Source organism: Chitinophaga sp. W3I9 (assembly GCF_050434025.1).
Taxonomy (GTDB): Bacteria; Bacteroidota; Bacteroidia; order Chitinophagales; family Chitinophagaceae; genus Chitinophaga.
Genome location: NZ_JBNPWC010000001.1, coordinates 2,215,811 through 2,241,633, shown reverse-complemented (window position 1 = coordinate 2,241,633; position 25,823 = coordinate 2,215,811). Strand labels below are relative to the sequence as shown.

General features: G+C 46.0%; 25 protein-coding genes. 9 read left to right on the top strand and 16 right to left on the bottom strand.

What is annotated here, in order from left to right; all coding sequences use genetic code 11:
• Positions 1–216: 216 nt before the first annotated feature.
• Complete coding sequence (locus QFZ51_RS09475) at positions 217–579, top strand: ORF6N domain-containing protein (RefSeq protein WP_429045348.1); 363 nt, start codon at positions 217–219, stop codon at positions 577–579.
• Between the two features lie 592 nt (positions 580–1,171).
• On the opposite strand, the gene QFZ51_RS09470 is transcribed toward QFZ51_RS09475, so the two are convergent.
• The 6 genes from QFZ51_RS09470 to QFZ51_RS09445 all read right to left on the bottom strand — a co-directional run bounded on the left by QFZ51_RS09470 (position 1,172) and on the right by QFZ51_RS09445 (position 6,549).
• The gene (locus QFZ51_RS09470) at positions 1,172–1,744 is read right to left on the bottom strand and encodes a helix-turn-helix domain-containing protein (protein WP_429045346.1); all 573 of its coding nucleotides are present in this window, start codon (positions 1,742–1,744) and stop codon (positions 1,172–1,174) included.
• Between the two features lie 3 nt (positions 1,745–1,747).
• Positions 1,748–2,611, bottom strand: coding sequence for a hypothetical protein (locus QFZ51_RS09465; protein WP_429045345.1), 864 nt, complete (start codon positions 2,609–2,611; stop codon positions 1,748–1,750).
• 14 nt (positions 2,612–2,625) lie between these two features.
• Positions 2,626–3,171, bottom strand: coding sequence for a heavy-metal-associated domain-containing protein (locus tag QFZ51_RS09460; protein WP_429045343.1), 546 nt, complete (start codon positions 3,169–3,171; stop codon positions 2,626–2,628).
• Between the two features lie 93 nt (positions 3,172–3,264).
• On the bottom strand, positions 3,265–3,654 hold the full coding sequence (locus tag QFZ51_RS09455; protein WP_429045341.1) for an HYC_CC_PP family protein: 390 nt from the start codon (positions 3,652–3,654) through the stop codon (positions 3,265–3,267).
• A gap of 80 nt (positions 3,655–3,734) precedes the next feature.
• Positions 3,735–5,654 (bottom strand): putative porin, encoded by a 1,920-nt coding sequence (locus QFZ51_RS09450; RefSeq protein ID WP_429045339.1) that lies wholly within the window; start codon positions 5,652–5,654, stop codon positions 3,735–3,737.
• Between the two features lie 73 nt (positions 5,655–5,727).
• On the bottom strand, positions 5,728–6,549 hold the full coding sequence (locus tag QFZ51_RS09445) for a purine-nucleoside phosphorylase (RefSeq protein ID WP_429045338.1): 822 nt from the start codon (positions 6,547–6,549) through the stop codon (positions 5,728–5,730).
• Positions 6,550–6,676: 127 nt separating this feature from the next.
• Between QFZ51_RS09445 and sucC the strand changes: the two genes are divergently transcribed.
• A complete protein-coding gene (sucC, locus tag QFZ51_RS09440; protein WP_079469042.1) occupies positions 6,677–7,888 on the top strand; it encodes an ADP-forming succinate--CoA ligase subunit beta in 1,212 nt (403 codons plus the stop codon).
• 74 nt (positions 7,889–7,962) lie between these two features.
• Here sucC and QFZ51_RS09435 read toward each other — a convergent pair whose 3' ends face one another.
• From QFZ51_RS09435 to QFZ51_RS09425, 3 genes are all read right to left on the bottom strand, one after another.
• A complete protein-coding gene (locus QFZ51_RS09435; RefSeq protein ID WP_429045336.1) occupies positions 7,963–9,123 on the bottom strand; it encodes a thioredoxin family protein in 1,161 nt (386 codons plus the stop codon).
• 252 nt (positions 9,124–9,375) lie between these two features.
• Positions 9,376–11,754, bottom strand: a complete 2,379-nt coding sequence (locus tag QFZ51_RS09430) for a penicillin-binding protein 1A (protein ID WP_429045334.1) — start codon at positions 11,752–11,754, stop codon at positions 9,376–9,378.
• A 172-nt stretch (positions 11,755–11,926) separates the two neighbouring features.
• The gene (locus QFZ51_RS09425; RefSeq protein ID WP_429045332.1) at positions 11,927–14,953 is read right to left on the bottom strand and encodes a tetratricopeptide repeat protein; all 3,027 of its coding nucleotides are present in this window, start codon (positions 14,951–14,953) and stop codon (positions 11,927–11,929) included.
• Between the two features lie 332 nt (positions 14,954–15,285).
• Here QFZ51_RS09425 and QFZ51_RS09420 point away from each other — a divergent pair, with 332 nt between their 5' ends.
• From QFZ51_RS09420 to QFZ51_RS09400, 5 genes are all read left to right on the top strand, one after another.
• The gene (locus QFZ51_RS09420; protein ID WP_370909667.1) at positions 15,286–15,690 is read left to right on the top strand and encodes a hypothetical protein; all 405 of its coding nucleotides are present in this window, start codon (positions 15,286–15,288) and stop codon (positions 15,688–15,690) included.
• Positions 15,691–15,759: 69 nt separating this feature from the next.
• On the top strand, positions 15,760–16,182 hold the full coding sequence (locus tag QFZ51_RS09415; RefSeq protein WP_370909666.1) for a bactofilin family protein: 423 nt from the start codon (positions 15,760–15,762) through the stop codon (positions 16,180–16,182).
• Positions 16,103–16,375 (top strand): AtpZ/AtpI family protein, encoded by a 273-nt coding sequence (locus tag QFZ51_RS09410; protein WP_429045329.1) that lies wholly within the window; start codon positions 16,103–16,105, stop codon positions 16,373–16,375. Before QFZ51_RS09415 ends, QFZ51_RS09410 begins: the two co-directional genes overlap by 80 nt.
• Complete coding sequence (locus QFZ51_RS09405) at positions 16,368–16,754, top strand: hypothetical protein (protein WP_079469049.1); 387 nt, start codon at positions 16,368–16,370, stop codon at positions 16,752–16,754. The genes QFZ51_RS09410 and QFZ51_RS09405 overlap by 8 nt, the downstream gene beginning before the upstream one ends.
• Before the next feature lie 5 nt (positions 16,755–16,759).
• Positions 16,760–17,380 carry a SprT-like domain-containing protein gene (locus QFZ51_RS09400; RefSeq protein ID WP_429045326.1) on the top strand — a complete coding sequence of 207 codons (621 nt, stop codon included), beginning with the start codon at positions 16,760–16,762 and terminating at the stop codon, positions 17,378–17,380.
• Here QFZ51_RS09400 and QFZ51_RS09395 read toward each other — a convergent pair.
• The 4 genes from QFZ51_RS09395 to QFZ51_RS09380 form a co-directional block, all read right to left on the bottom strand.
• The gene (locus QFZ51_RS09395; protein ID WP_429051577.1) at positions 17,377–17,985 is read right to left on the bottom strand and encodes a M20/M25/M40 family metallo-hydrolase; all 609 of its coding nucleotides are present in this window, start codon (positions 17,983–17,985) and stop codon (positions 17,377–17,379) included. The genes QFZ51_RS09400 and QFZ51_RS09395 overlap by 4 nt on opposite strands.
• Before the next feature lie 133 nt (positions 17,986–18,118).
• Positions 18,119–18,310: a hypothetical protein gene (locus QFZ51_RS09390; RefSeq protein WP_429045324.1), complete on the bottom strand. Its 192-nt coding sequence runs from the start codon at positions 18,308–18,310 to the stop codon at positions 18,119–18,121.
• Positions 18,311–18,393: 83 nt separating this feature from the next.
• Positions 18,394–20,241: a membrane protein insertase YidC gene (yidC, locus tag QFZ51_RS09385; protein ID WP_429045323.1), complete on the bottom strand. Its 1,848-nt coding sequence runs from the start codon at positions 20,239–20,241 to the stop codon at positions 18,394–18,396.
• 417 nt (positions 20,242–20,658) lie between these two features.
• Positions 20,659–22,305 carry a CTP synthase gene (locus QFZ51_RS09380; protein WP_429045322.1) on the bottom strand — a complete coding sequence of 549 codons (1,647 nt, stop codon included), beginning with the start codon at positions 22,303–22,305 and terminating at the stop codon, positions 20,659–20,661.
• Between the two features lie 333 nt (positions 22,306–22,638).
• On the opposite strand from QFZ51_RS09380, the gene QFZ51_RS09375 reads away from it, so the two are divergent.
• Complete coding sequence (locus tag QFZ51_RS09375) at positions 22,639–23,163, top strand: acyl-CoA thioesterase (protein WP_370909659.1); 525 nt, start codon at positions 22,639–22,641, stop codon at positions 23,161–23,163.
• A 199-nt stretch (positions 23,164–23,362) separates the two neighbouring features.
• Here QFZ51_RS09375 and QFZ51_RS09370 read toward each other — a convergent pair whose 3' ends face one another.
• Positions 23,363–24,019: an HD domain-containing protein gene (locus QFZ51_RS09370; protein WP_429045320.1), complete on the bottom strand. Its 657-nt coding sequence runs from the start codon at positions 24,017–24,019 to the stop codon at positions 23,363–23,365.
• A 72-nt stretch (positions 24,020–24,091) separates the two neighbouring features.
• Between QFZ51_RS09370 and QFZ51_RS09365 the strand changes: the two genes are divergently transcribed.
• Positions 24,092–24,433, top strand: a complete 342-nt coding sequence (locus tag QFZ51_RS09365) for a DUF488 domain-containing protein (protein WP_429045319.1) — start codon at positions 24,092–24,094, stop codon at positions 24,431–24,433.
• Here the strand turns inward: QFZ51_RS09365 and QFZ51_RS09360 are convergent, their stop codons facing one another.
• Entirely contained in the window at positions 24,434–25,027 is a 594-nt protein-coding gene (locus QFZ51_RS09360) for a precorrin-2 dehydrogenase/sirohydrochlorin ferrochelatase family protein (protein ID WP_370909656.1), read from the bottom strand.
• Positions 25,027–25,803: a uroporphyrinogen-III C-methyltransferase gene (gene cobA / locus QFZ51_RS09355; RefSeq protein ID WP_370909655.1), complete on the bottom strand. Its 777-nt coding sequence runs from the start codon at positions 25,801–25,803 to the stop codon at positions 25,027–25,029. Before cobA ends, QFZ51_RS09360 begins: the two co-directional genes overlap by 1 nt.
• Positions 25,804–25,823 lie beyond the last annotated feature (20 nt).

Below are 25,823 nucleotides of genomic sequence, written 5' to 3'. Positions count from 1 at the left end.
TAGCCTTCTACTACGGCTGCCACTATAGAAAATGAATGTTTTCCGGTTTACAACTATGAATCATGAAGCATGTTACATAAAAAATTGCAGTGAGGAATATGACGTTGAAGGGTTTGCTGGTGTATGAGTATTCTTCTGCATAAAGTGAGAAAACCAACTTTTACCGGAAATGGTAATCCGGATCAAAGTTTTACACTATAATCTTATATTTTAATCATGAGTAAAGAAAGAAAAGAAATGGTTTTACATGATGAGGTATTAATCAGTAAAATCTATTATATCAAGGGACAGGAGGAAGTGGAAAGCATGGTATCGCAAAATGCGATACCATCCAAAAAGCACCTTGGTGACTATCTTCCATATGTTTTTACTGAACATGGTGTGTTAATGCTGGCAAATGTATTACGCAGCGAAAGGGCTATACAGGTGAGCATCCGTATTATTGAAATCTTCGTAAAAATGCGGGAAATGTTGTCTACGCACAAAGATATTTTATTGAAGCTGGAGCAACTGGAAAAGAAGCCCGGTAGCCACAATGCTGACATACAACTGTCTTTGAATATCTCAGGGAATTACTGAGTCCACCCCAGCAGCCGCGTAATATGATTGGCTTTAAACGGCATGATGAAGCAGGAGGATAGTCTCCCACAAAACCCTTTCTGCAACAATCCTGCTTCACAAAAAGCGACCGAGTTGGTATCCTACTAGTATATTTAGCTGACTTTGCTTTATCCTCCCTTTTATTTTGCTTGCATTCGCTACCAGTAAATCATAATGCCCGCTTTAATTTACCTACGCAGACAACACACATATCATTTATTCGCCATCTGAAACGGGACATAGTGTATTGGGAGTGCATGGGGAGTGCATCAGGAGTCCATGAGGAGTGCATGAAGAGTCCATGGATTCCCCATAACATACGCATGTCTGAAGCATGGCTGAGGCATCTGCGAAATAACAACGCGCCAAAATACAAAAGCCGCAGACACTACATCTGCGGCTTTAAAAATCATTCTCCCTGCTATCTATCTGCAACAATCTTTCTTCACAAAAAGCGACTGAACAAATTTCAATATGCTTATAACAACTTTCTTCATGTCCGGATTTTTTAAAAAGAGAAGCCACGATGTGCAGCAGCTTCTCTTTAAACTAAAACTAAAACAACTAACTTCTATATCTTATCTAATGGTATACGCTCAGGCGCTTTCAATTGTTTGAATTTACTTGGCGTGAGACCCGTTACTTTTTTGAACTGTGCTGAAAGATGGGCCACGCTGCTGTATCCCAGCTTGTAACTAATTTCACTTAAGCTTAATTCATTGTATACCAGCAACTCTTTTACCCGTTCTATTTTCTGCTGAATAATATACTGTTCAATGGTAGTGCCTTCCGTTTCAGAGAAAAGATTACTCAGATAGTGATAGTCCTTCTGCAACTTTCCTGCCAGTAAGGTGGAAAAGTTTTCTTTCATTTCATCCAGCTCTGAATGATGCACCGCCTGTACAATAATACTTTTTATGCCGGCAATCAGCTGCTGTTTTTTATCATCTATCAGTAAAAATCCTTCCTGCTGAAGCGCTTCGGACAACTGCTGCAGCTGTTTCTCTGAAACATTACCTGCAACGGTTACCTTGCCCAGTTGTATATCCTCAACGTCCAGTTGCTGCGCGGCAATGGTGGTAGTAACCACTTTGATGCAGCGCGGACAAACCATATTCTTTATAAACAGATCTGTTGTTGCCATCGGTTACTTTTTGATATTAAAAATGTTATGCTCCACCCTGATTAAAAAAGAGTTGGAGGTATTCCTAGCCATATCTCCGGTTAACTGGGTGCGGTAAGACAAGTCCAGCCTGGTGGTGCTGTTAAAAATAAACTGCACTGCGGGCGCTATGTCCAGGTAGGAACCTCTGCCCACCGCGTCTGTATTGGTTTTGCCCAACAGTTCCACGTAAAGGTTTAAATTGGTTTGCTGGAAGCTTTTATACTTCACCGGCAAAACCAGGTACCCTGCAGAGAGACTATAATTTACGGAACTCCGGGAGAAGTCGTCCGGAATTTCATCCTTCACATTGTTCATATAACGGGAGTAGCCCAACGTTGTGGACAATGCCAGTTTATGTAACAGTTGTGTAGCAATAATACCCCCGTTTACACCCGAAGTAGCTCCTTCCAGATCCAGTTCCTTATTGTCGTACGGTCGCATGGCATGTGAGCCATCGGGCATTTCCGGGTAATATGGATTGTTGATCACGGCGCCTCTTACATAGGCAGCCATGCGGAAATGCGCGTGCTGCTGGTCCAGCGACAGGAAACGGTATTTGGCGTATACACCACCACCTTCGAGTTTTACAGAGTTCTGCATCATATTGGACGCATATCCCAGCACATGCAGCATGAGCTTTTTATTAGCGCCCCACATTACTTCCGGCTCAAAGCGCATTCCGTTATCGCCCGAATGCTTCATGTTGAAAAATTTATTGGTGAGCCTGATCCCCAGTGAGTTGGCGGGCATATTGCTCGCCGGTTCTGTATTTACATACAATTCCTGGGCAGCTGCTATGCTGTTACCCGCCATGATGATCGTGGCTATTATTAAAATTCTTTTCATATACCGGCCAGCTATTAAATGGTGACGTGATAAATTCTTTTGGAAGCAGCAGCGCCATCAGTCTTACAGCAGTCGCCCATCATACCTGTTTTATAACAGGGCATAGTGGTTTCAGTACTGAATTTTTTAAATTGTTTGGAAGAAATAAAGTCTTTGTCAATTACGGTGATGTCCTTATCCCCGGATAATACCTGGTTCTTTACATCCATAAAATGGAGAGTGCTGCCGGCAAATGCTACGTGCGTATCGTTTTGCACGCTTACAGCATCGAAATTAGCAGTCATCACCAGCTTACCTACAGAAAAACCGGCATCTTCCACTTTACCTTTAATGGCATCAATGCTCACCGGTGCACCGGTTTTGAAGGTAAGAATGAAAGTGGTGTTATCGAGGTCGGTATCTATTTTATCAACAAAAGGAAGTGATTCCAGGGCCTCATATGTAGCTTTTGAACACATAGCGCAGGTAAGGCCGGTGGCGTGTACGCTGGCTTTTTTAAATTGCGCGTTTGCGCCGAAAGATATGCCCAGTGCGAGCAATATAATGGATACTATTTTCATGATCTGATGAAATAAATTGAATAATAAGATGAATAACAGTCAAAGCAATAGCGGTGCTGCCTTACAGCAACCAACACTACATTAAAAACTGCATCAGATCAGGAAAGTACAATTGCGGAGGAAAATAGGCGCAGACGGAATGTCTGGCGGATCGTGGGGGCGGCTCACGAAAAATAGTTCCTGCGCCGGCAAAGCGGAAACAGGTAAAATCCTTACGGGCAGCTGCATATCTGTGGCAGGGCTGAAACCGGCTTGCAGCGCTTTGGCGGCCTGGTGCGATTCAGTAACCTTACAGAACTTAAACTCATCTTTACAGCAATCCATGCCTTTTGAAGGCTTTCCGCATTTTCCACAGTGGTCAGCCGGAGCTTCCTGCAGATCTACAGAGGCCAGTTTGCCCATGCAATAATGCACGTTTACTGCAAACCCGCTGGTGAGCGTGATATACAGTACTGCAAATAATATGGCGAAAAATTGCTTCATGATGAATTACAAAGATAAGAAAAAAAATGACCGGGATTGCGTCGCCACAATACCGGTCATCATATAGTTATATGTAATAGCTAGTTAATAAACCACCATCTGAGCCCCAACCTGAAGGCGAAGTTATTATACGGGTATAATGGTCCCGCATAATTGTTATCACCCAGGAAAGTATTCAGGTTTTCTGCACGCACATATGCGGAGAAGGATTTGATCCGGAAGTTGGCGAATGCTGCAATATCCGGCAAAGCGTTGCTGATCTTGGTGGCATTCTGGTAAATAAACTGACCGGTGAGCGGGGAATAGTCATCTGCATAATAACCGGTGTTATAGCGCAGTTCGATCCCTGTCATGAGGTTCAGGTTTGTATACAGTCTTTTTTCGAAGGCAAACCGGTTACGGGTCCAGAAAGTGGGCACGTTCAACGGGCCGTTGCCATGCAGCTGCTGGAAGGCGATATCTACATACCAGGCAAACGGCTTGATGTTAAACTTCTTGCTAAACGTTATTTGTAACAGGTTAAACAGCGAGTTATACTGTTCGCTGTGATAATAATCTTTAAAATAGGTGTAATTGGTAAACAAGAAATAATTGGCCGCCAGGCTGTAATTCAGCTTTTTGTTTTCGGTGGCAAACTGCAGCTGGGTAATATTTTCCTTCGACAGGCCCGTATTATACCAGGCATCATTTGTACTGTTAAAATATTTGAAGACGTAAGAGGGTTCCTTATTTACGTTGCTGACCGACAGGCGGACATCCCCAAGGAAGTCGTTAATATGTCTCCTTAACATTCCATAAAAACCATAATCCCCGATATTCTGTCCTACTACATAAAACTCACCTCTTGCAGAGAAATCCCATTTCTGGTTGCGCGTTTTATTGCGGTATTCTCCATGCACGGCCAGGTTGGTAAAATTAATATCTGCGTCCAGGAAGGTACCGGTGAGACTTTCGAAACGAGCGCCAATGTTAATAAAGTGTCCCTGGTTACCGAGTACAGGGAACTGGATCAGCGACAGGTCGTTGGAAATCATTTTCCACTGGTGCTTGGATGCTACCGTATCGCCAGGTAAAAAGTTATAGTGACCGGAATAAAAAGCGGTATCAGGGCTGCTATCCAGGAATTCGTAGTTATTACTCTGATAATTGAACGTGTATTGTACACGGAATATCGGATCATACTTATAATAATCGGTGGTATCGTTTACGTGGATACTGTCGCCGCGGCCCCAGTCGTACTGCTGCTGGATCAGGAACCCTGTTTCGCGGTAGTTGGATTTCACCGGTATGCTGCCTCCAAAGAAAGCATATGTTGTTGACGCATCATTACCCAGGTTTACCGGGATGGTTTTGCGTTGTTTGTAAGTGCTGATGTTCATGAAGGAATCGTTCCTGATCCCTCCGTTCTCCCCGCCGTTGATCTTATTAAAGTAAAAGCTCAGGTAGGTATGGGCGCGTTTATTTTTGCTCTGGTACCGGGCCGTAAAGCGGTAGATATCGTGATTGGTATTTTGCGAGCGAAAATAGCCGGGGGCGTTTATTTTGCGGTAGTCGAATGCAAAGTTGAAGCGCTCCGTCCGGTTTTGGGTATGGGAAAGCCCGATAATCTGTTCCTGTTTGCTGCCTACCAGGTACTGCAGCTCTGTGTAAGGGCGTGTAGTATAGTAGAAGCGGGCATCCTTATGGGAATTGGAATATACGTCGTACGCGTGAAAGCCGGCGTCAAAACCGGGTTTCATGCGTGGTGTATAAATCATGTTATAAGCTGCGCTGCCGGTGTTACCGAGCGTGGTGTACGAGGAAGGTACTTTCAGATAATTGGTCTGAAAATCGGCCACGGAGGAGTCGAGCTTATAATCGGTGGGTTCACCGAGGATACGGTAGGTTAATGTCAGCGTATCCGGCTCGTGTTCATGTTTCCCTGTATCCCGCTGCATTTTGCTGGTGCCGCCGCCGCCACCGCCCATATTGTTGATGCGTCCCGAGTTAAACTGGGCCATTAATTGATTCCCGCACAATAACAGCAGGGCTATGAAAATGAAAATTTGCCTCATCCGAAAGTAACAAAAGCGTTTATAGTTGCCGGATTAATTCACTAAATATCAGCGTAAGCTTAGGTTCTGCTGCTTTTGCAGCTGCCAGTACTTCTTCGTGGGTGATCACATTTTCTTCTTCACGGATACCGATATCGGTGATCACACTCATGGCAAATACTTTCAAACCGGCATGTGCCGCTACAATTACTTCGGGTACGGTACTCATCCCAACGGCATCGCCGCCGATGATGTGCATATATTTGTACTCTGCCCGTGTTTCAAAGGTAGGCCCCTGAACGCCTACATATACGCCGCTATGTAAAGATATATTGTTGGCCGCAGCAATTTTATTCGCTGCATCGATCAGTGTTCTGGCATAGGGTTCACTCATATCCGGGAAACGTGGACCCAGCGTGTCCTCATTTTTGCCCCGCAGCGGGTGTTCCGGCTGCAAGTTGATATGATCCCGGATGATCATCAGATCGCCTACCTGGAAAGATGGGTTCATCCCCCCGGCGGCGTTGGAAATAAATAAAGTATGGATTCCCAGGGCCTTCATGACCCGCACAGGAAAAGTTACCTGCTGCATGGAAAATCCTTCATAAAAGTGAAAACGCCCTGCCATAGCCACTACCGGCTTCCCCTGCATGAATCCGAGGATCAATTTGCCGGAATGCCCTTCCACCGTAGATTCGGGGAAATGGGGTATGTCGCTGTATGGAATTTCAATGCTATCCTCAATTTCCCCTGTCAGGTTACCCAGGCCGCTGCCCAGGATAATGCCCGCCACTGGCTTGTTTTGCCAGAATTTGCTGATATACTCCCCCGCTGCCGTGATCTTTGCTGTTAATTCACTCATCTGTTTATACATTAAAAAAAGCCGGATTTAAAAAACAAACCCGCGCAAAGTTATTTTTTAATTCACAAATGACTGCAGTTTTATATTTAAATCATAATGACCTATTTTAGCGGCAAATTTTATTCCGATGAACTTACACGAGTACCAGGCTAAAGAACTGTTGAAAAAATATAATGTACCGGTACAGGAAGGTATCCCGGTGGATACCCCTGAAGCGGCTGCGGAAGCATACAAGCAGCTGAAAGTGCAATTTGGTAATGAATTTGCCGTTGTAAAAGCCCAGATTCATGCGGGCGGACGTGGAAAAGGTAAGATCCGTGGTACGGAACAGAGAGGTGTGGCAGTAGGAAAAAATGCAGAAGATATTAAAAATATAGCAGGAAATATCCTGGGAGGCACCCTGGTTACCATTCAAACCGGCGATGCTGGTAAACTGGTAAATAAAGTACTGGTAGCACAGGATGTTTATTATCCGGGCGCTAACCCTGTAAAGGAATTCTACCTGTCCATCCTGCTGGACCGTGCTAAAAGCCAGAACGTTATCATGTATTCCACTGAAGGTGGTATGGATATCGAAGAGGTAGCACACAGCACTCCTGAAAAAATATACAAAGAGTGGGTAAAACCAAATATGACCCTGCAGCCGTTCCAGGCGCGTAACATCGCTTTCAACTTCGGTTTGAGCGGCGAAGCGTTCAAAAACATGGTGAAATTTGTAACCAACCTCTATAACGCATACGTAGGACTGGATTGCAGCATGCTGGAAATTAACCCGCTGTTCAAAACCAGTGATGAGAAGATCATTGCCGTGGATGCCAAAGTAAACCTGGACGACAACTCCCTGATGCGTCATCCGGATCTGGAAGCCCTGCGTGATATTTCTGAAGAAGATCCTACCGAAGTAGAAGCCAGCAAATACAACCTGAACTTCGTGAAACTGGACGGTAACGTAGGCTGTATGGTAAATGGCGCCGGTTTGGCCATGGCTACTATGGACATGATCAAACTGAGCGGCGGTGAACCGGCTAACTTCCTGGACGTAGGTGGTACCGCCAACGCACAAACCGTGGAAGCAGGTTTCCGTATCATCCTGAAAGATCCTAAGGTAAAAGCTATCCTGATCAATATCTTTGGTGGTATTGTTCGTTGCGACAGGGTTGCCCAGGGTGTTATTGATGCTTACAAATCTATCGGCAACATCACCGTGCCTATCATTGTACGTTTACAGGGCACCAATGCTGCTGAAGCAAAAGTACTGATCGAAGAAAGCGGTCTGAAAGTACAGTCAGCCATCCTGCTCAGCGAAGCAGCTGCGCTGGTAAATAAAGCCGTTAGCTGATAATAATTGTCAGAAGATATAAAAAAAGGAGCACAGGTCATCTGTGCTCCTTTTTTTATGTTATCTCCCGGAGATCAGCTTCCCAGCTTTTCCAGTTCTTTTCTGTAATTGTCTGCCGGCTGTCCCATAGCAGTAGCTTTGGATACCGCCCAGGTGAAGTATTTCTTTGCCTGCTCCTTATACCCTTCCCGGCACATATACGCCATCATGGAGATGGCTTCCAGGCTGGAGTTTTCTGTAAGAGCCGGCGCCGCCCAACGCACATACAAATCTTTCAGTTCCGGTTGTTTTTCCAGCTCCCCCGCCATATAAAAGCGCATGTAACGCACCCGGTTATCGTTCAGATCCTTATGGGCGATGGCAAACTCCAGGAATGCCTTTGCGTTTTTGCAGGTTTTAAAAAGATAATTCTCTGCGTAGTACATCTCTATTTCGTGCCAGTCGGCCGCACTGTATACCTGCTGCTGTTTTGCCAGGAATGCCTCAAATGCCATCGTATCCAGTTGTTTGGGCAGGGCAGCCAGGTCCTGCCTGAGCAGGCCGTTTAATATGTTCTTATTCAGCTCCACGCCAAAACGATCCTGGTAAGCAGTCCTGTTTTTTATATAGAACTCCCTGTAGTTAGCTGGCAGGTTGCGGCATACCAGCATTACCTTGAATACGGATTCCTTAAACAGGTCTTTTTGTTTTAACAGGTATTCCTTTACCACGGCGCTATCCGGATACTTCCTGTCTTTTGCAAAAAAGAAGGTTCGATAAAATTCCGGGTCATCGGTTTTCAGGCTGTTGCCAAAACCGCCCAGGTACTCACCCGCTTTATATCTGGCAATATTATTTTCCAGGAATTGCAGGAACTGCGGTGGTTCCTGGTAACCCATACCGGTATTGATCAGCTTTCCTTCCCCGGAAATGATCAGGTAAGTAGGAAATCCGGTCATGAAGTACTTGGCGCAGAGTTCCTTCCCAAACTCCTCTTTAAATACATCATAACCGGTGCAAATGAAGTGCTCGTTCATGTACTTCTTTACTTCCGGTCGTGGAAATACTTTTACTTCCATGTCTTTACAGGCATGGCATCCTTCAAAATACGTGTCGATGAAAATGGGTTTGTGTTCCTTTTTTGCTTTGGCGGTGAGTTCTTTCCAGCTTCCCTTGATAAACTGGGTGCTGTCCTGCGCAGCCGATGCCAATGGCAACAGGCCTGCCAGCAGCAGTGCTTTGATTGCATTTTTCATTGTACTGTTTTTTTAATGGTTTGGTGGGGCGAAGCTAATAAATAAGTGCGGATTTTGTCTTTCTCGCTGATTACACTGATTATAATGATTTGCTTGATTTTGCTTTTTGGATTTTATAAAGGATTTTAAAATATTTGAGGAGATATAAGCGAATACATCCACTTATATCTCCTCAAATCTTTTAAAATCAAAAGTGATCAAATCTCCTGAATCAGTATAATCAGCGTAATCAGCGAGAAAGACAACCTTCGCTCACTCGCCTTTTTTGGGCGCGGGCGGCATGGTAGCTTTCGGCTTGTTTTCTTTATTGTCTTTGTGTTCTTCTTTTGGCTTTGCGGGCGCGGGTTCCTGGCTGTCGGCGCCAGGGGTGGCGTAATCGCTGGCATCGCCGGAGCCGTAATCGTCGGCTGAACCGTTGCCTACGTTTTCAGATTCAGCGCCCGGTTTTACATTGGAATCGTAATTCATGTAAATATCGTCTTCGCTCATATTGGGCGGTACCGGGAAATGATCGTTGGAGCTTACTTTCAGGGTTGGATCGGCATATACTTTCTGCATGAAATACGCCCAGATGGGTAAGCCGGTATTGGCGCCCTGACCAATGGCGGTGGTGCTGAAGTGGATAAAGTTGTTTTCGCAACCTACCCATGCGCCGGCCAGTATTTTAGGCGTATAGCCCATGAACCAACCATCGGTGTTATCGTTGGTGGTACCGGTTTTACCGGCTATTTCACCCTGAATGTTAAAGCGGGAACGGACACGGGCGCCGGTACCACCTGGTGCTACCACGCCTTCCATCATTTTCACCATGGTATAAGATTCCCTTTCGCTGATCACCTCGCGTTTCACCGGCGCGAAGGTTTCCAGGATGTTACCATTCCTGTCTTCTATGCGGGTGATGTAAATAGGTTTGGTATTAATACCTCTGGCGGGGAACATGGTGTACCCTTGCAGGAGTTCATACAGCGACAGCTCCACGGCGCCCAACGCAATGGCCGGGTACGCAGGGATATCGCTGGTAAAGCCTACTTTATTTTTAGCGAAATCAGCGAACGGCTTGGCCCCTATCTGTTTGATCAGGTAGGCGGCCACCAGGTTCAGTGATTTTGCCAGTGCGCCCGCCATCGTAATGCTGCCACCGGTGCTGCCTTCCGAATTATGCGGCGTCCAGCCGTTGATGGTAATCGGTTCGTTTGGCAAAATAGTATTTGGCGACATGCCATTCATAATGGCGAAGCAGTACAGGAAGGGTTTAAATGTAGAACCCACCTGGCGGCGTGTTTTTGCCACGTGATCATTTTTGAAGTAGCGGAAATCCGGTCCGCCTACCCAGGCCTTTACTTCACCACTTTCAGGGTCCATTGCCATAAAGCCTGCCTGTAAAATGGCACGCATATATTTAATGGAATCCAGCGGGGTCATGGTGGTATCTATTTCATTCAGGTCTGGTTCGGTAGAACTTCTCCAGCCAAATACCTTCATGCGTACCGGCGTATTGAATGCCCTGGCAATGGTAGAATCGTCTGCTTCGTCCTCTTTCATGGATTTATACCTGTCAGATTCCTTCATATACTGATCCAGGAATTTGGGCCATTTCTTCCAAACATTGCCAGTTTTGATATCGTTTTGTGCAGAGAGTGATTTTTGCAGCACCGCAAGGTGCTTGGCCACCGCTTCTTCTGCATACAACTGCATTCTCGGGTTGATGGTCGTATATATTTTGAGTCCATCGCGGTAGAGGTTATACTCTGATCCGTCGGCTTTCTTATGCACTTTGCACCAGCTCTTCAGTTCATCGCGCAGCACTTCCCTGAAATAAGGGGCCAGTCCTTTGTTGTGATCAATTTTATTATAGTGCAGTACAATCGGTTTGCTTTTCGCGGATGCGGCCTCCGCTGGCGTAATAAAGCCGGCTTCCTGCATATTGCTGATCACGGTGTTACGGCGCTGGAGGGCATTTTGCGGGTTCCGGCGCGGGTTATACAGGGTGTTGCCTTTAAGCATTCCCACAAGGATAGCAGCTTCTTCGATAGATAAATGGCCGGCATCTTTGCTGAAGAATGTTCTGGCCCCGTTTTCAATACCATATACGTTATCGCCGAAGGCAACGGTGTTCAGGTAGAGGGTAAGGATTTCCTGTTTGGTGAAGTTCCTTTCCAGTTTTACGGCAATGATCCACTCCTGCACTTTCTGAAACGCCCTGCCAATCGGGTTACCGGAGCGTTGTTTTCCCAGATTATCCGTTTGCAGGTTCAGAGCCAGCTGCTGGGTAATGGTACTGGAACCACGTTTTTTACCGATGAGCAGGTAAAAAGGGATAGCCAGTGTGCCTTTGGGGTCGATACCGGAGTTATCATAAAAACGGGTTTCTTCTGTTGCTATCAGCGCGTTGATCACGTTTTTGGAGATCTCATTATAGTCGCTGCTGGAACGATCCACCTGGTAGTACTTACCGAGAATGGTACCGTCGTCGGCAATTACCTCTGCGGCCAGTGCTGCCCGCGGATTTTCCAGTTCTTCCATCGACGGCATGCTGCCGATGATCCGGAAGTTAATGAGTAAAACTAAGAGAACAATTAATGCTAAGATACCAAAAGCCACCCGCCACAATATTTTCACCGATTTTTTCATGCGCTTATTTAATTTGTTTTATGGCCAGATTTTGCCCGATTTCTTTATATGAAAGACAATTTATCACTATCTGTTGGCTATATATATAATTTTTTCAATAAAGTTTATATGCAATAAACAAGCCTGTTTATGGCAGCCCGACCGACAAAGCTATTTAAAATTCCAAAAATACTTACTGGGTCACATAATTATCTGTAAAAAACTTACGGTAACCGGCCAGGTCTTTGGTGCTGTTTAATAAGATGAAATTATCCCTGGAAATCACAAAGAAATTGTACTCTGTGGGTCTTATCCGGGGAATGATATTCGCAGCAGCCTCATCTCGGATCTCATCGAAGTAGGCCAGGGCTTTGTCTTCGTTGGGGAAAAGCCGGAAAATCAGCATCACGTCGTTAGGGGTGAGCACAAAACTGCCGACTTCAATTTTATCAGTGGCATGTTTGGCAGCGTTATAACGTGTAAACTGGTTAAGGCCCTCATCCATGAGCTCCTTAGACACGCGCTGGAAGGAAAGCACTACAAAAAACGGGTTGTCGGGCGATATTTTATAGGGCGTTACCGGTTTTGGCGGTGCGATGGGCACTATGGGCGCAGGCAGTGTGCCAGCCATACCGGCGGCTATTTTAGCCGAATCGACCGGCGTTTTGGCGCCGTTGATCCTGTCGGCCAGTACCGGTTGTGGATTTTGCCAGGGGTATCGCATAGAAACATCTTCATCCAGCAATACGCCGTTGGCGTCCTTCTTCCTTACTTCCAGCTTGGCGAGATAGTCGGAAAGTTCTGCGCGGCGGTTCAGGGCATCCATAAGAGCCTGTGCCTGAGCGCGTACCGGCTCATCCGCGGCGTACTTGGTAAGTACTGCCTGTACTGCTTTACGCGACAACTGCAGAGTATCGGTGGCGTACAGGGTATCTGTTTTCACGATCAGCATTGCTTCCAGCAGATCGAATTTGGACTGGAGGAAGTTAACGCCGAAGGTGCTGTCGGCCTGTTTTTTCATAGCCATCGATTCCGCATAGTTACCGTGGCGGAAGGCTTCATAAGCGGCGTCATAAGCGGCGCTGATCTCTTTCTTTTTCTGGCTGTCGATATCCCTTAACCCGCCTGAGCGGATGATGTCCGCAAAATTGGTATTACCGTACTGGTTCAGCACCATTGATTTATAGTGATTAGCCTGGGCGGTATGATTGAGTTTGCTATGCCATACATACAGGGAATACAATACCTCCGGTTTCTTTGGATGATCCGGGTAGAGGATCAGCAGGGAGTCGTAGGTTTCTATGCCCAGTGAATAGTTTTCCAGTTTATCGTGATATAATTTGCCGAGATCGAACCAGGCTTCGTGTACTGCTTTTTGTGAGGCGGCCAGTTTTTCCGGTGTCAGCGGCAAGCCTGCGGCAAGGGATGCCGTGCTGATCGTGTCTGCCGGCACGTCGCCCAGGATGACAGACTTTGTTTCCTCTGTAATTTCTATCGGGCCGGCGCTGTTGGTAGCATTTACCACGCCGTTCTGGCTGCGGCGCCAGTTGTCTACCGGCTGCCGGCTGCCCCATCTGCGTTTGAATTCAGAATAGCCGGCTGATTTACTGCCTGCATTATAAAAATACCAGTCGCCTTTTTCTTCTTTTGGTGAATAGGCGGTGCCTGCTCCGGTCATGCTGAAGGAGGATGCGCTTTCCTGCGGATTGGCGGCGGCCAGTTTATCTTTCTTTCTCTTTTCGGCGGCTTCACTTTCCATGACGGCCACCATTTTCGATAACACAATGTTCCGGTCGGACGGGGACATGGCGGCTAATTTCTGGAGACTGTCTTCCCGGTGAATGGTTTCCAGCCGTGCCACCACTTCCGTGAGCACTTCTTTGCGGGTTTCCACGGTAGGGGCGTCTGCAAAATCCTTTGTCATTACACCCGCGGTGCTGTCGTAATATTTTTTTGCATCGGTATAATTGCGCTGGTCGTAGTAAATATCCGCCATGCCTTTGTAGGTGATGGTGCGCTGCATGAGGTTGTCACTGGGTATTTTCAGTGATTGTTTCATATAGTTAAGCGCCGCTTCCGGGTGATCGGGATATTCGAGCACGCCCATGGTATAGTAGATCCCGTCGCGGAACCGTTCGAACCGTTGCTTTTTGAGCATGCGGCGGAGACCTGCTATGCTGCCTGCTATGTTACCGGTGGTTTCCGCGTTGGTTCTGGCAATCTGTAACCGGGCCTGGAAATCCATCATAGGATCGGGTTTCATGCTGATCACGTTGCGGAACTGGTCGAGGGCGGAATCCGGGTGCTGCTGCTGCAGGTAGAGCTGGCCGAGGATGTACGACATCCTGGCTTTGGCCACTTTATCATGACTTTTATCGATGGCCACTTTCAGCGGTTCTATTGTTTCGGGGTACCTTTTCTGGATATAGTGGCTGTAGGCACGTACTTCCGCCAGGTCGCCGTCGAGGCGGTGGGGGAAGTTAGGATCATTGTTCAGGATATTGAGCAGCGCCTGTACTTCATCGTATTCCTGTTGTTCCAGCAGGGTACGGGCCCTCCACAGGAAAGCGTCGTTACGTGCTTTGGTATGTTTAAGGCGGCCGAAGACACCTTTTCTTTTTTCTTTTGTGGCGATGGAGATCTGGTCATTTTCATGCGCTCCCACTACTGTTTTGTATTCCGACTTCGTTTTGGGTGCGAAGGCAATATTGATGTACTGGAATGTTTTATTGGCATTTTCGAGGTCGCCTTCATAAAAGTAGGCGCGTCCCATGAGCAGGAAGCAATCGTCGATCCATTTACCGCGGGGGTCATGGAGCTGGATGGCCATGTTTGTTTTATCGATCACGGAGTCCAGTTCACCTTTGCTGAAGCCCTGGCTCTGAAGACTGAAGGGATAAAACGGCAGGAGGATATTATAATTATCCTGGCCGTCGCGGTTAGCGGTTTTCACTACCCGGTCGAGTTTAACCCTGGCATGAAAGTAATAGTTGAAGCGGGTAGCCATGTTCTGGAAGAATTGTCTTTTCCAGGTCCATTTCTTTTTCTCCAGCATTACTTCAGAAGGGGGACGGCGGTCCTGCACGCGTTGTTCGCGCGGTTTAAAAAGGGGCTTGACGGCAGGCTTTTGCTGCTGTTGCTGTTTACCGGGGGCCTGGCCCTGGGAATTTGTTTGCGGAGGCTGATTTTGAGGGTTATTTTGTGCCCGGGCAGCCTGCAAAACCAGGCAACATGACAAAATTATTATTCCCGAATATTTTGGTAGCAGTTTGATGATGCAATTCATGGATGCCAGGGTGTATAGGCTAAATATATATAACTTACAGTTTGAAAAAATATTTTAAAGATAGGATAAAATAGTTGATTGAATATGCGTCTGGAAGAAGTGATGCAGACTTTTTCCGGTAGCAGATACATTTTAATCGGCTGGTTTTCAGATAAAAAGACTTCTTTCTGCCGGCAATCCTCAAAACACTGTTTCCTATTTTACAATAATGATTAACTTTAGCCCGCCTTAAAAGAAATAGCATTCTTTAAGAAGTACCGCAAAACATGGCCAAGAAGGGGAATAAAAACAGCAGACGAAACCTGGAAAAACTAAGTCATAAATACCGTCTGGTAATTATGAATGACGATACCTATGAAGAAGTGACCTCATTCAAACTCTCCCGGATGAGCGTGTACATTGCCTTCAGCACCCTTTTTGTGTTACTGGTAGCCATTACGGTAGCTACGGTGGTATTTACGCCGCTGCGTTATTACATCCCAGGTTATGGAGATCTGAAACAACGAAAAGAGTTTATCCATCTGAAAATGAGGGCTGATTCGCTGGAAACGGCTATCAATGCCCGCGACCAGTATCTGAACAATATCAAAAAGGTAATTAACGGCGATTTTACCGGGAAAGTGGACACCACGATGTTAAAAGTGCCTGCCGTAGATAACAGCACCTATTAGTATATAAATACAAAAATTTTATATATATTTATTTATATTACACACTAAACTTGAAAAACCTAACTCCCTATGTTTAATAGCAATCAAAAATCGAAAGGTGACAGCAAGTCCATGTTGCCAACATCAACGGTTAATATTATAGGCAATGGCACTTCTATCCAGGGCGACATTGTATGTGAAGGCGATATCAGAATTGACGGACAGGTGAATGGCCTGGTATCTACCAAAGCTAAGATAGTGGTAGGACCTGAGGGTGAAATCACCGGTGACCTGGTATGCCAGAGTGCTGACATCCTGGGCAGGGTAACAGGAATTATCAAGGTAGAAGAATTATTATTTCTGAAAGGGAATGCATTAGTAAAGGGCGATGTATACACCGCTCATTTTGAAATGGAGCCTTCTGCTAAGTTCAATGGCCGTTGCTACATGGACGATCAGCAGCCGGCTGATAACCAGAAACATGGAAAAACCGTCCTCCAGGAAGCCGAATAACCGAAATCTCCTCTTACGATATGTCGGATTAGCCTTCCAGATGATGGCTACACTGGGTTTGGGAGTATTTGCGGGATATAAACTAGACCAATGGATTGGCTGGCGGTTCCCGGTATTCCTGATCATTTTTTCTTTAATTGCTTTAGCCATACTTTTGTGGCAAATTATAAAAGACACCCGACGGCATGAGTGATAGATTTTTTATACGGTTATTCGCAGTTTTTGGAATTCTAAACGGACTTGTTATCATATTCAAACCCAGGTTGCTGGACCTTGGCACACATGTGAATGTGCTGATGGCCGGTAACCTGATCATGGCTATTATTTCCCTGGTGTCTTATATTATGAGCCGCCGGGGACTCGCTTCTTCCAACCACAATGCATTTATCAGGGCCGTTTATGGCTCTACGCTCAGCAAACTTTTTCTTTGCGTCATTGGTATAGCTGCTTACGTGCTTATTTATAAGCCCAATGTGAGTAAGCTCACCATTTTCATGCTGTTGTTCCTGTACCTGGTGTATACTGTATTTGAAACAATCAGCCTTTTCCGGCTGACAAGGCTAAAAAAATAATCTATTTGAAAAAAGAGGCGCCCTTAAATGCACTAGCGTCCTACTTACCGGAAGGAACTTTCGGACAGGTAATGGATTTTCTGAGTACCTATAAGGTACACCTGACGGTTACACGCGAACGGTCGAGTATACTCGGCGACTACCGTCATCCCGATGGGCAGGGCAAAGGACACCGGATCAGTGTAAATGGCTCCCTGAATAAATACGCTTTCCTGCTCACCCTGCTGCATGAAATTGCACATCTCACCACCTTTAATAAATACGCCAACCGCGTGGCGTCGCATGGCAAGGAATGGAAGCAGGAGTTCTCTTTTATTTTGCGCGACTTTGTAGGTAAAAGCCTGTTGCCACCCGATGTGGAAACTGCGGTGCGCCAGAGCATGGCCAATCCCGCTGCCAGCTCCTGCGCAGATGAAAACCTGATGCGGGTATTGAAAAACTACGACCTGCAGAAAGAAAACCATTTCTTCGTGGAACAGGTTCCCTTAAACGGACTGTTTAAAACCAAAGACGGACGCGTATTCCGCAGAGGGGATAAAATAAGAAAACGCTACCGCTGTGAAGAGGTAGCGTCTAATAAATGGTTTCTTTTTAGCCCGGTATACGAAGTAGAACTTATTTCCTAACTCTTCTCCCCTACATAATGCAATACCGGGAAAGCCATGGCACGGTTGATCAGCTGAATTTCCAGCTGCACGATGCCGGCTTCTGCTTTGGCCTGTAACTTAGGCGCATCATCGGTAGGTTTATGATAATCGTCGTGACCACCGGTATGGAAAAACATCACCGGTACCCCGCTTATATAGAAATTATGATGATCAGAAGCGCCTTTCCCCGCTGCATCTGTAAAGTATTTAATGTCCGGTTGCTGTACATCTTTGAACACCGCAGGCCACTCTTCTGCGCTGCCATAGCCACCAATCCCGATGCCCCTTTCCGGGTTGTAGCGGCCAATCATATCCATATTGAGCATGAAATGCACTTTATCCAGCGGCATCAGCGGATGTGACGTGTAATATTTTGAACCCTGCAACCCCATCTCTTCCCCACCGAAAGCGATAAAGAGGAAGTTAAAGGGCTCGCGGCCCTGGTTCTTTACATAGTGCCGCGCCAGTTCCAGCAGGCCTGCCACGCCGGAAGCATTATCATCTGCACCGTTGTGGATTTCACCGATGGGATACTTTCCATCGAATAAAGCGGCCGTTCCGAGGTGATCATAATGGGCGCCAATGATAATCGTACGTGCGGCGCCGTTATCGAGATACCCGATTACGTTCCTGCTGGGAATATCTTTATGTTCTTTCCGGGTAAATATAAAATCCTGGAAGAAGCTGTTGCCGTTTACCGGCTTCAGTCCCAGTTTTTTAAAACTGTTTTGCCACGTAGTGGCTGGCTGTTTTCCCGCCCTTTTCTGCGGTGCCCCTGCCTTTCAGTTTGTCGGACGCCAGGTAGTTCACTATTCCCTGAATGCGTGCAGCATCAGGAATAGTGTCCTGTGCCTGTGCGGCGGTGATTGTACCGGCGGCGCACATCAATAAAAACCATCTCTTTGTCATATCCGTTCAAAAATAGAGAAGGCTTCCTTAACGGGAAGCCTTCTGCGAAAAAATATTATTGAAATGTTCAGATTGTATTAATCCTACTTTTTCTTCTGTATGTCCTGCTGGCGTTTCTGGACTTCTTCCAGTTTCTCCTGCCATTTGGATTTGCTCTTTGGTTTCTTTTTATTTTCCTGGATCTGTGCGTGGATTTTATCATGGTTGATGATAAACTTCTGGATCACAAACTGTAACAGAATACTGATCACGTTAGACAGGAAGTAGTAGAAGGTAAGTGCCGCAGCAAGGCGGTTGAAGATACCCAGCAACATTACCGGCATTACGTAAGGCATGTATTTCATTACCGGGTTGCTCTGGTCGGTCATTCCACGATTGTAGAACGCCAGGATCAAGCTGGTGATGGTCATGAGGATGGTGAACAAGCTCACGTGGTTGCCATAGAACGGTATGTTGAAGCCAAGGTTCAGGATAGAATCATAAGTAGACAAATCCTTTGCCCATAGGAAGCTTTCCTGGCGCAGCTCAATGGAAGACGGGAAGAAGCTGTACATCGCCACCAGGATAGGCAGCTGCAGCAATGCGGGTAAACATCCGCCCAGCGGGTTTACGCCTGCACTCTTGAACAGTTTCATTTGTTCCACACCGAATGCCTGCTGGTCGTCGCCATGTTTTGCTTTCAGCTCATCAATTTCAGGTTTCAGCACTTTCATTTTAGCCTGGGAAACATAGCTCTGGTAGGTAAAAGGAGCTATCAACAGGCGAATGAAGAGGGTGAGCAGGATAATGATGATACCGTAGTTGCTGATAAATCCGCTGAGGAAGTTAAACACCGGGATAATGATAAAGATGTTTACATACTTCACAAAAGCAAAGATACCGGTACCCAGCGGAATGATCTTCTGCAGGCCGATATCAAAAGATTTCAGTGTTTTATAGTGGTTGGGACCATAATAGATCTCAACCGGGAAGGAGAAATCATTGGTGCGGCTATACGGAATCTGTATAGTGCTGAATGTTTGTCCTACGATATTAGGGCTTACCGGCACTTTCGTGTTTACATCCACGTTAGTGAACAGTTCCTTTTTAGCGATCAGGGTGGTATTGAAGAACTGCTGTTTTACGCTCACCCATTTCAGTTTGTTTTCCAGTTTTTCATGACTGGTGCGGCTGAGGGTGAAGTAATCATGTTTATCATTTTCCAGCATATAATGCACCTGGTTGTTCAGGCGCTCATTTTCAAGATCGTGTTCCTGTTTGTCTTCCTGGCTGTTCCACTGGAGGCTCAGGTAGTTCTGGTTGCCTGGCAGTAAGCCTTGCATACCAACTGCGTGAATGGTATAATCCACTACGTAGCTGCCTGGTTTCAGGGAATAGATAAATTCCAGGTAAGAAGCCGGGTTATTGGTATTGAGACGGTATGCGATTGTTTTTACGCCACCTGCGCCTTCCTGGGGTTGGCCGGCGGTGAAGAACAGATCCGCGCTGTTCAGCATTTTTGTTAAGCTGGCAGGCACTTCAACCGAAAGGCGGTTAAAAGAGCCTTCCACGAGCATCAGCGGACCACCATCATAAGTTTTGTATTTTTTCAGTTGTACACTTGCCGGTTGGCCACCTTTATTGGAAAAAGTGATCTTTACCACATCGTTTTCCAGTACTGTGTTCTGCATGTTGCCGGTGGCAGCAGCGGCAAATACGCCAAATTCGCCGTTTAACAGCGCCTGGTGGGCTGAATCCAGCTGGCCTCCTGCGGCGGCAGCAGCAAGGCTGACAGTATCTGCTAAAGGTGTTTTAGGCTTGTTAAGCTCTGCGATGGAATCTTGCCTGGCTTTTTCCCTTGCGGCTCCTGCCTGTTGTTTCTGGTTGAAGAATATATATCCTACCAACAAAACGCCCAACAGTAAAAACCCAATGACCGAATTTCTATCCATGAAATGCAATTAAAATTTAGGCAGCAAAGGTAAGCAGGATTTTATGAATTGACCATGCTTTTTAGGTGAAACCCCTGTTAAATGCGGTTAAAATAATAAATAAGTAAAGGAAATGCGTATTATGTTGAGGATCAGAGCGGGTTTTGTCTTTCCCGCTGATTACGCTGATTATACTGATTAACCTGATTTGAACACTTTTGATTTTAAAAGATTTGGGGAGATATAAGCGGAAATTGCTTATGTCTCCCCAAATCTTTTAAAATCAACAAAATCTATACAATTACCGGTAAGTATAAGGGAGATAAGAGCGATGTATCCGCTTCTATCTCCCTTAATCCTTTATAAAATCCCAAAAGTAAAAATCCGGTTAATCAGTATAATCAGCGTAATCAGCGGGAAAGACAACCTCCGCGCAGGTTACTTCGCGATGGTTTCTTCCATTTTGGCTTTGCCGTTTTTGGCTTCTGCGTACTGTTTGGCGGCCTTAATAAAAGACACGAAAACAGGCGCCGGGCTTTCCACGGTACTTTTCAGTTCCGGGTGGAATTGTACGCCCACGAAGAACGGATGGGTAGGCAGTTCGATGATTTCAACAAGACCGCTTTCCGGGTTTTTACCGGAAAGAACGAGGCCGGCGTCTTCAAACTGCTGGAGGAAGTCGTTATTAAACTCGTAGCGATGGCGGTGTCTTTCACTGATGTTGGTGCCACCGTATATTTCGGCTGCTTTGCTGCCTGGTGTGAGTTCACAGGCATAAGCGCCCAGACGCATGGTACCGCCTTTAGCTGTCACTTTCTTCTGCTCTTCCATGAGGTTGATCACCGGGTGAGCGGTGTCAGGATTCATTTCCACGGAGTGTGCATCTTTCCAGCCGAGTACGTTACGGGCATATTCCACTACGCTCATCTGCATTCCCAGGCAGATACCAAAGAAAGGCAGCTGATTTTCACGGGCATACTGGATGGCGATGATCTTTCCTTCAATGCCGCGATGACCGAAGCCCGGAGCTACCAGGAGCCCGTCGAGGTTCTTCAGCTTTTCACATACATTTTCAGGTGTAATATGTTCTGAGTGGATATTTTGTACCACTACTTTGCATTCGTTCAGGGAGCCGGCATGTATAAATGACTCCAGGATAGATTTGTAGGCATCCTGTAATTCCACGTATTTACCGATCAAACCGATGGTAACTTTGGATTTAGGATATTTCAGTTTATCCAGGAATTCACGCCATTTAACCAGTTCAGGTTCTTTTTCCACAGGTAATCCCAGTCTTTTCAGTACAGAAACATCGAGTTTCTCGCGCATCATTTCCAGCGGTACTTCATAGATGGTAGGAACGTCGTTTGCTTCGATCACGGCATCTACCTGTACATTACAGAACAGGGCGATTTTCTTTTTCAGATCGCGGTACAATGGTTCTTCTGTACGGCAAACGATAATATCCGGGTGCACGCCATATTCGCTCAGCAGGCGTACAGAGTGTTGCGTAGGTTTGGTTTTCAGCTCTTTAGCTGCACGCAGGTACGGGATCAGTGTAAGATGCACTACCAGGCAATCTTCTTCACCCAGCTCCCATTGCAACTGGCGAACCGCCTCAATGTAAGGGAGTGATTCAATATCACCTACGGTACCACCAAGTTCTGTAATAACGATATCGAATTTGCCATCCTTACCAAGCAGGAGGATACGGCGTTTGATTTCGTCCGTAATGTGAGGGATTACCTGTACGGTTTTACCGAGATAAGCTCCTTCCCTTTCCTTATTAATTACTGTCTGGTAAATACGGCCGGTGGTAACATTATTGGCCTGAGACGTGGGCGTATTCAAAAAACGTTCGTAGTGCCCGAGATCCAGATCGGTTTCTGCGCCATCTTCCGTTACATAACATTCACCATGTTCATAAGGGTTTAATGTACCCGGATCCACATTGATATATGGATCAAATTTCTGAATAGTCACTCTAAAGCCGCGTGCCTGCAATAATTTTGCAAGGGAAGCTGCTATAATTCCTTTACCCAAAGAAGATGTAACACCTCCTGTAACGAAGATATATTTTGCCATAAAACTAAAATTCTGCTAAGAATACTTGACCTATAAACGGGGAAGTGCCGGACTGCGTTTGGTGTAAAACCGATCAAGTAAACTACTTCCGAAGGTCATGCAAAGTTACACAAATTTGCGTCGCTCCCAAGTTTTTTACGGCAGCGCTTTATTTGTTTGTTAATTTTTTGGAGATAATATTCAGCTCTCATCACTTATCTACAGGGCGTTTTAAAGAATTTTCAAGTACCGGAAATTATTTGTTAAAAACCTTTATCTGCCAACGCTGTTCTGTAAATGCGTACGCGACTATAAATATATAAACAGTAAATTTGCGTCCGAAATACATAAAAGATGACTTTAACGCCAAAGAGAGCCCAAGACTCGCTGATACAGATGACCGAACTGGTTTTACCGAATGATACCAATACATTCGGTAACCTCATGGGAGGCCGTTTGATGTACTGGATGGACATTGCCGCGGCACTGGCCTGCATGAAACACTGCAGCGCACCCGTAGTAACCGCTTCTGTAGATAATATATCTTTCGAAAATCCCATTAAACTGGGAAACGTGGTACATATTGAATCTAAAGTAAGCCGGGCCTTCAATACTTCCATGGAAGTACACATGAGAGTTTGGGGAGAAGACCCGGTACAACAGTACCGCTATAAATCCAACGAAGCTTTCATGACCTTTGTAGCCCTGGACCCCAACGGCAACTCCCGGCCGGTACCTGGCATCTTGACCGACACAGAAGAAGAAAAAAAGTTATATGAAGGCGCTTTACGCCGCCGTCAGCTGCGCCTGATCCTGGGAGGCAAAATGAAACCCGAGGATGCGGATGAGCTGAAAGCACTGTTCTTCGAGAAGATATAGCTGGATGTTGTCTTCCTCAGGATTACACTTATTACACTGATTACGCTGATTTGATCATTTTTTGATTTTAAAAGATTTGGGGAGATATAAGCGGATATATTCGCTGATATCTCCCCTGGTCTTTTAAATCATTTACAAAATCAAAAAAAGTAAAATCAAGGTAATCAGTATAATCAGCGTAATCAGCGAGAAAGGCAACCTACGCTTCCCCCTCCCACTCTTTGTAAAACCGCTCCAGGAATGCTTCCATAAATGCGTGTCTTTCTTCGGCCAGTTTTTTACCGGTAGCGGTATTCATCCGGTCTTTCAGCAGCAGTAATTTCTCGTAGAAATGTGTGATGGTAGGAGCGCTGCTGTTTTTATATTCCTCTTTTGTCATTTGCATATTGGGCTTTATGGCAGGATCGTAGAGCGACCTGTTTTTGAAACCGCCGTAATTAAAAGCCCTGGCGATGCCGATGGCGCCGATAGCGTCGAGCCGGTCGGCGTCCTGTACCACGGCTAACTCTGCAGAGAAAAATGTTTTTTCCTGGTTGCCTCCTTTAAAAGAAATGTGACGGATAATATTCTCCACCTGTGTGATGATACCGGCCGGCACTTCCAGTGATTGCAGGAAAGCCCCTGCTTTTGCCGGGCCTATATTTTCATCGCCGTTATGAAATTTTGAGTCTGCAATATCGTGTAGCAAGGCGCCCAGTTCTACTACCAGCATATCGGCTGTTTCGGTGGCGGCAATATGTTTTGCCTGTTGCCATACCCTGTAAATATGCCACCAGTCGTGGCCCCCTTCTGCTCCTGCTAATTCCGTTTTTACAAAATCCACCGTTGCGTTGATGATCTGACCGTGAGTTATCATAGGTACAATGATATTAATTTTTGGGAAGACGATGGAGGAAAACAATACGGTTCCTGTGAACGTTATGTAAATATGTTACAGGTTAAACGGATATACGAAGATTATGCAGATACCGATGGCTACCGCATCCTGGTAGACCGCCTCTGGCCGAGGGGTATTTCAAAAGAGCGGGCCCATGTTGATGAATGGGCAAAAGAAATCGCTCCCAGCAACGAACTGCGCGAATGGTTTAACCATGACCCGGCGCGGTTTGCTGAGTTCAAAACAAAATATAAACATGAATTACAGGAGAAAAAAGAGTTGCTGGCCGGTATTAAAAAGAAGGCGCAACATCAGCGGGTAACATTGCTGTACGGGGCTAAAGACGAAACACACAACCAGGCACAGGTGCTGCTGGAGTTGTTGAAAAAATAATTACACACCTTCACTTTCGGGCTTCACCAGTACCTCTGTGATGCTGTTCAGCTTTTTTACTTTGCTGGCAAAATCACCGGTCAGTTTTTCGCGGATCAGCGATAATTTGTTCAATACTTCATCGAGGGTATCCGGGATGGCTTCCTGCAGCACCTGTTTCAGGCGTTTGGCAATGGTGGGTGATTTACCATTGGTAGAAATAGCGATCTTCAGATTTCCCTTTTTTACGATAGAGCCCAGGTAAAAATCACAAAGCTCAGGGGTATCAGCTACATTGATCAGCACTTTGCTGCCTTTGGCTTTTTCCCACACGTAATAATTAAAGTCCTTGTTGTTGGTGGCTGCTATTACCAGGTCTTTCCCCAGCAGGTCGCCACATGAAAATGATTTCTGAACAAGGGTAATATTGGGATACTGGTGTGTTAACGCCTCCAGTTCAGGCAAAAAATCCAACGACACTACTGTAATGGTTGCATCTGCGCAATTTTCCAGCATGGCATTGGCTTTTTCCAGTCCGATATTACCACCACCCACAACGAGTACATGCAGGCGGTGTAATTTGAAAAACACCGGGAATAAATGATTTTCTTCCATTATACGGCAATTTTTAGTTCCTCTGACACCTTGTTCTTCAAGGCCTGGAAAGCTTCATGGAAGCTCACCACTTCGCCTATCACCAGAACGGCAGGATTATGCAGATCGTGCGTAGCGGCTATTTCCAGCAGATCGGCCACGTTGCCCACTCCCATTTTCTGGGTTGGCAAAGTACCATTCTGGATGATAGCGGCGGGGGTTTCCCCTTTTCCTGCTGCGCTGTAGATACCTGCAATCTCTGCGAGTTTGCTCATCCCCATCAGTATGATGACCGTGGTATTGGCCCTGATGGCGTGATCCAGATCTCGGGATAAATTCCCGTTCTGTGTATTACCGGTGATCACCCAAAAACCTTCACTTACGTTACGTGCAGTGACCGGAATTTTGTTGACGCCTGGCACAGAGATCGCGCTGGAAATACCGGGAATCACTTCCGCGGTAATTCCAAACTGCTGAGCAAAGGCAATTTCCTCCTGGCCACGGCCGAAAACAAAGGAGTCTCCTCCTTTTAAGCGGACAACGCTGCCATAAGTTAATGCATATTTTACAATCATCCTGTTTATTTCGTCCTGTGAATATACATGCATTCCTGCACGTTTACCCACAAAACGACGGAGGCAGTTAGCCGGCGCATGGTCCAGCAGTTCATTGCTGGACAATGCGTCATAAAGGATTACCCTGGCGTTTTGAATAGCCTTTAACCCTTTAACAGTGATCAATTCCGGATCACCTGGGCCTGCACCTATCAATGTGAGTTTGGGTTGTATCTTTTGCATGAGTGGTCGTGTTTTTGATA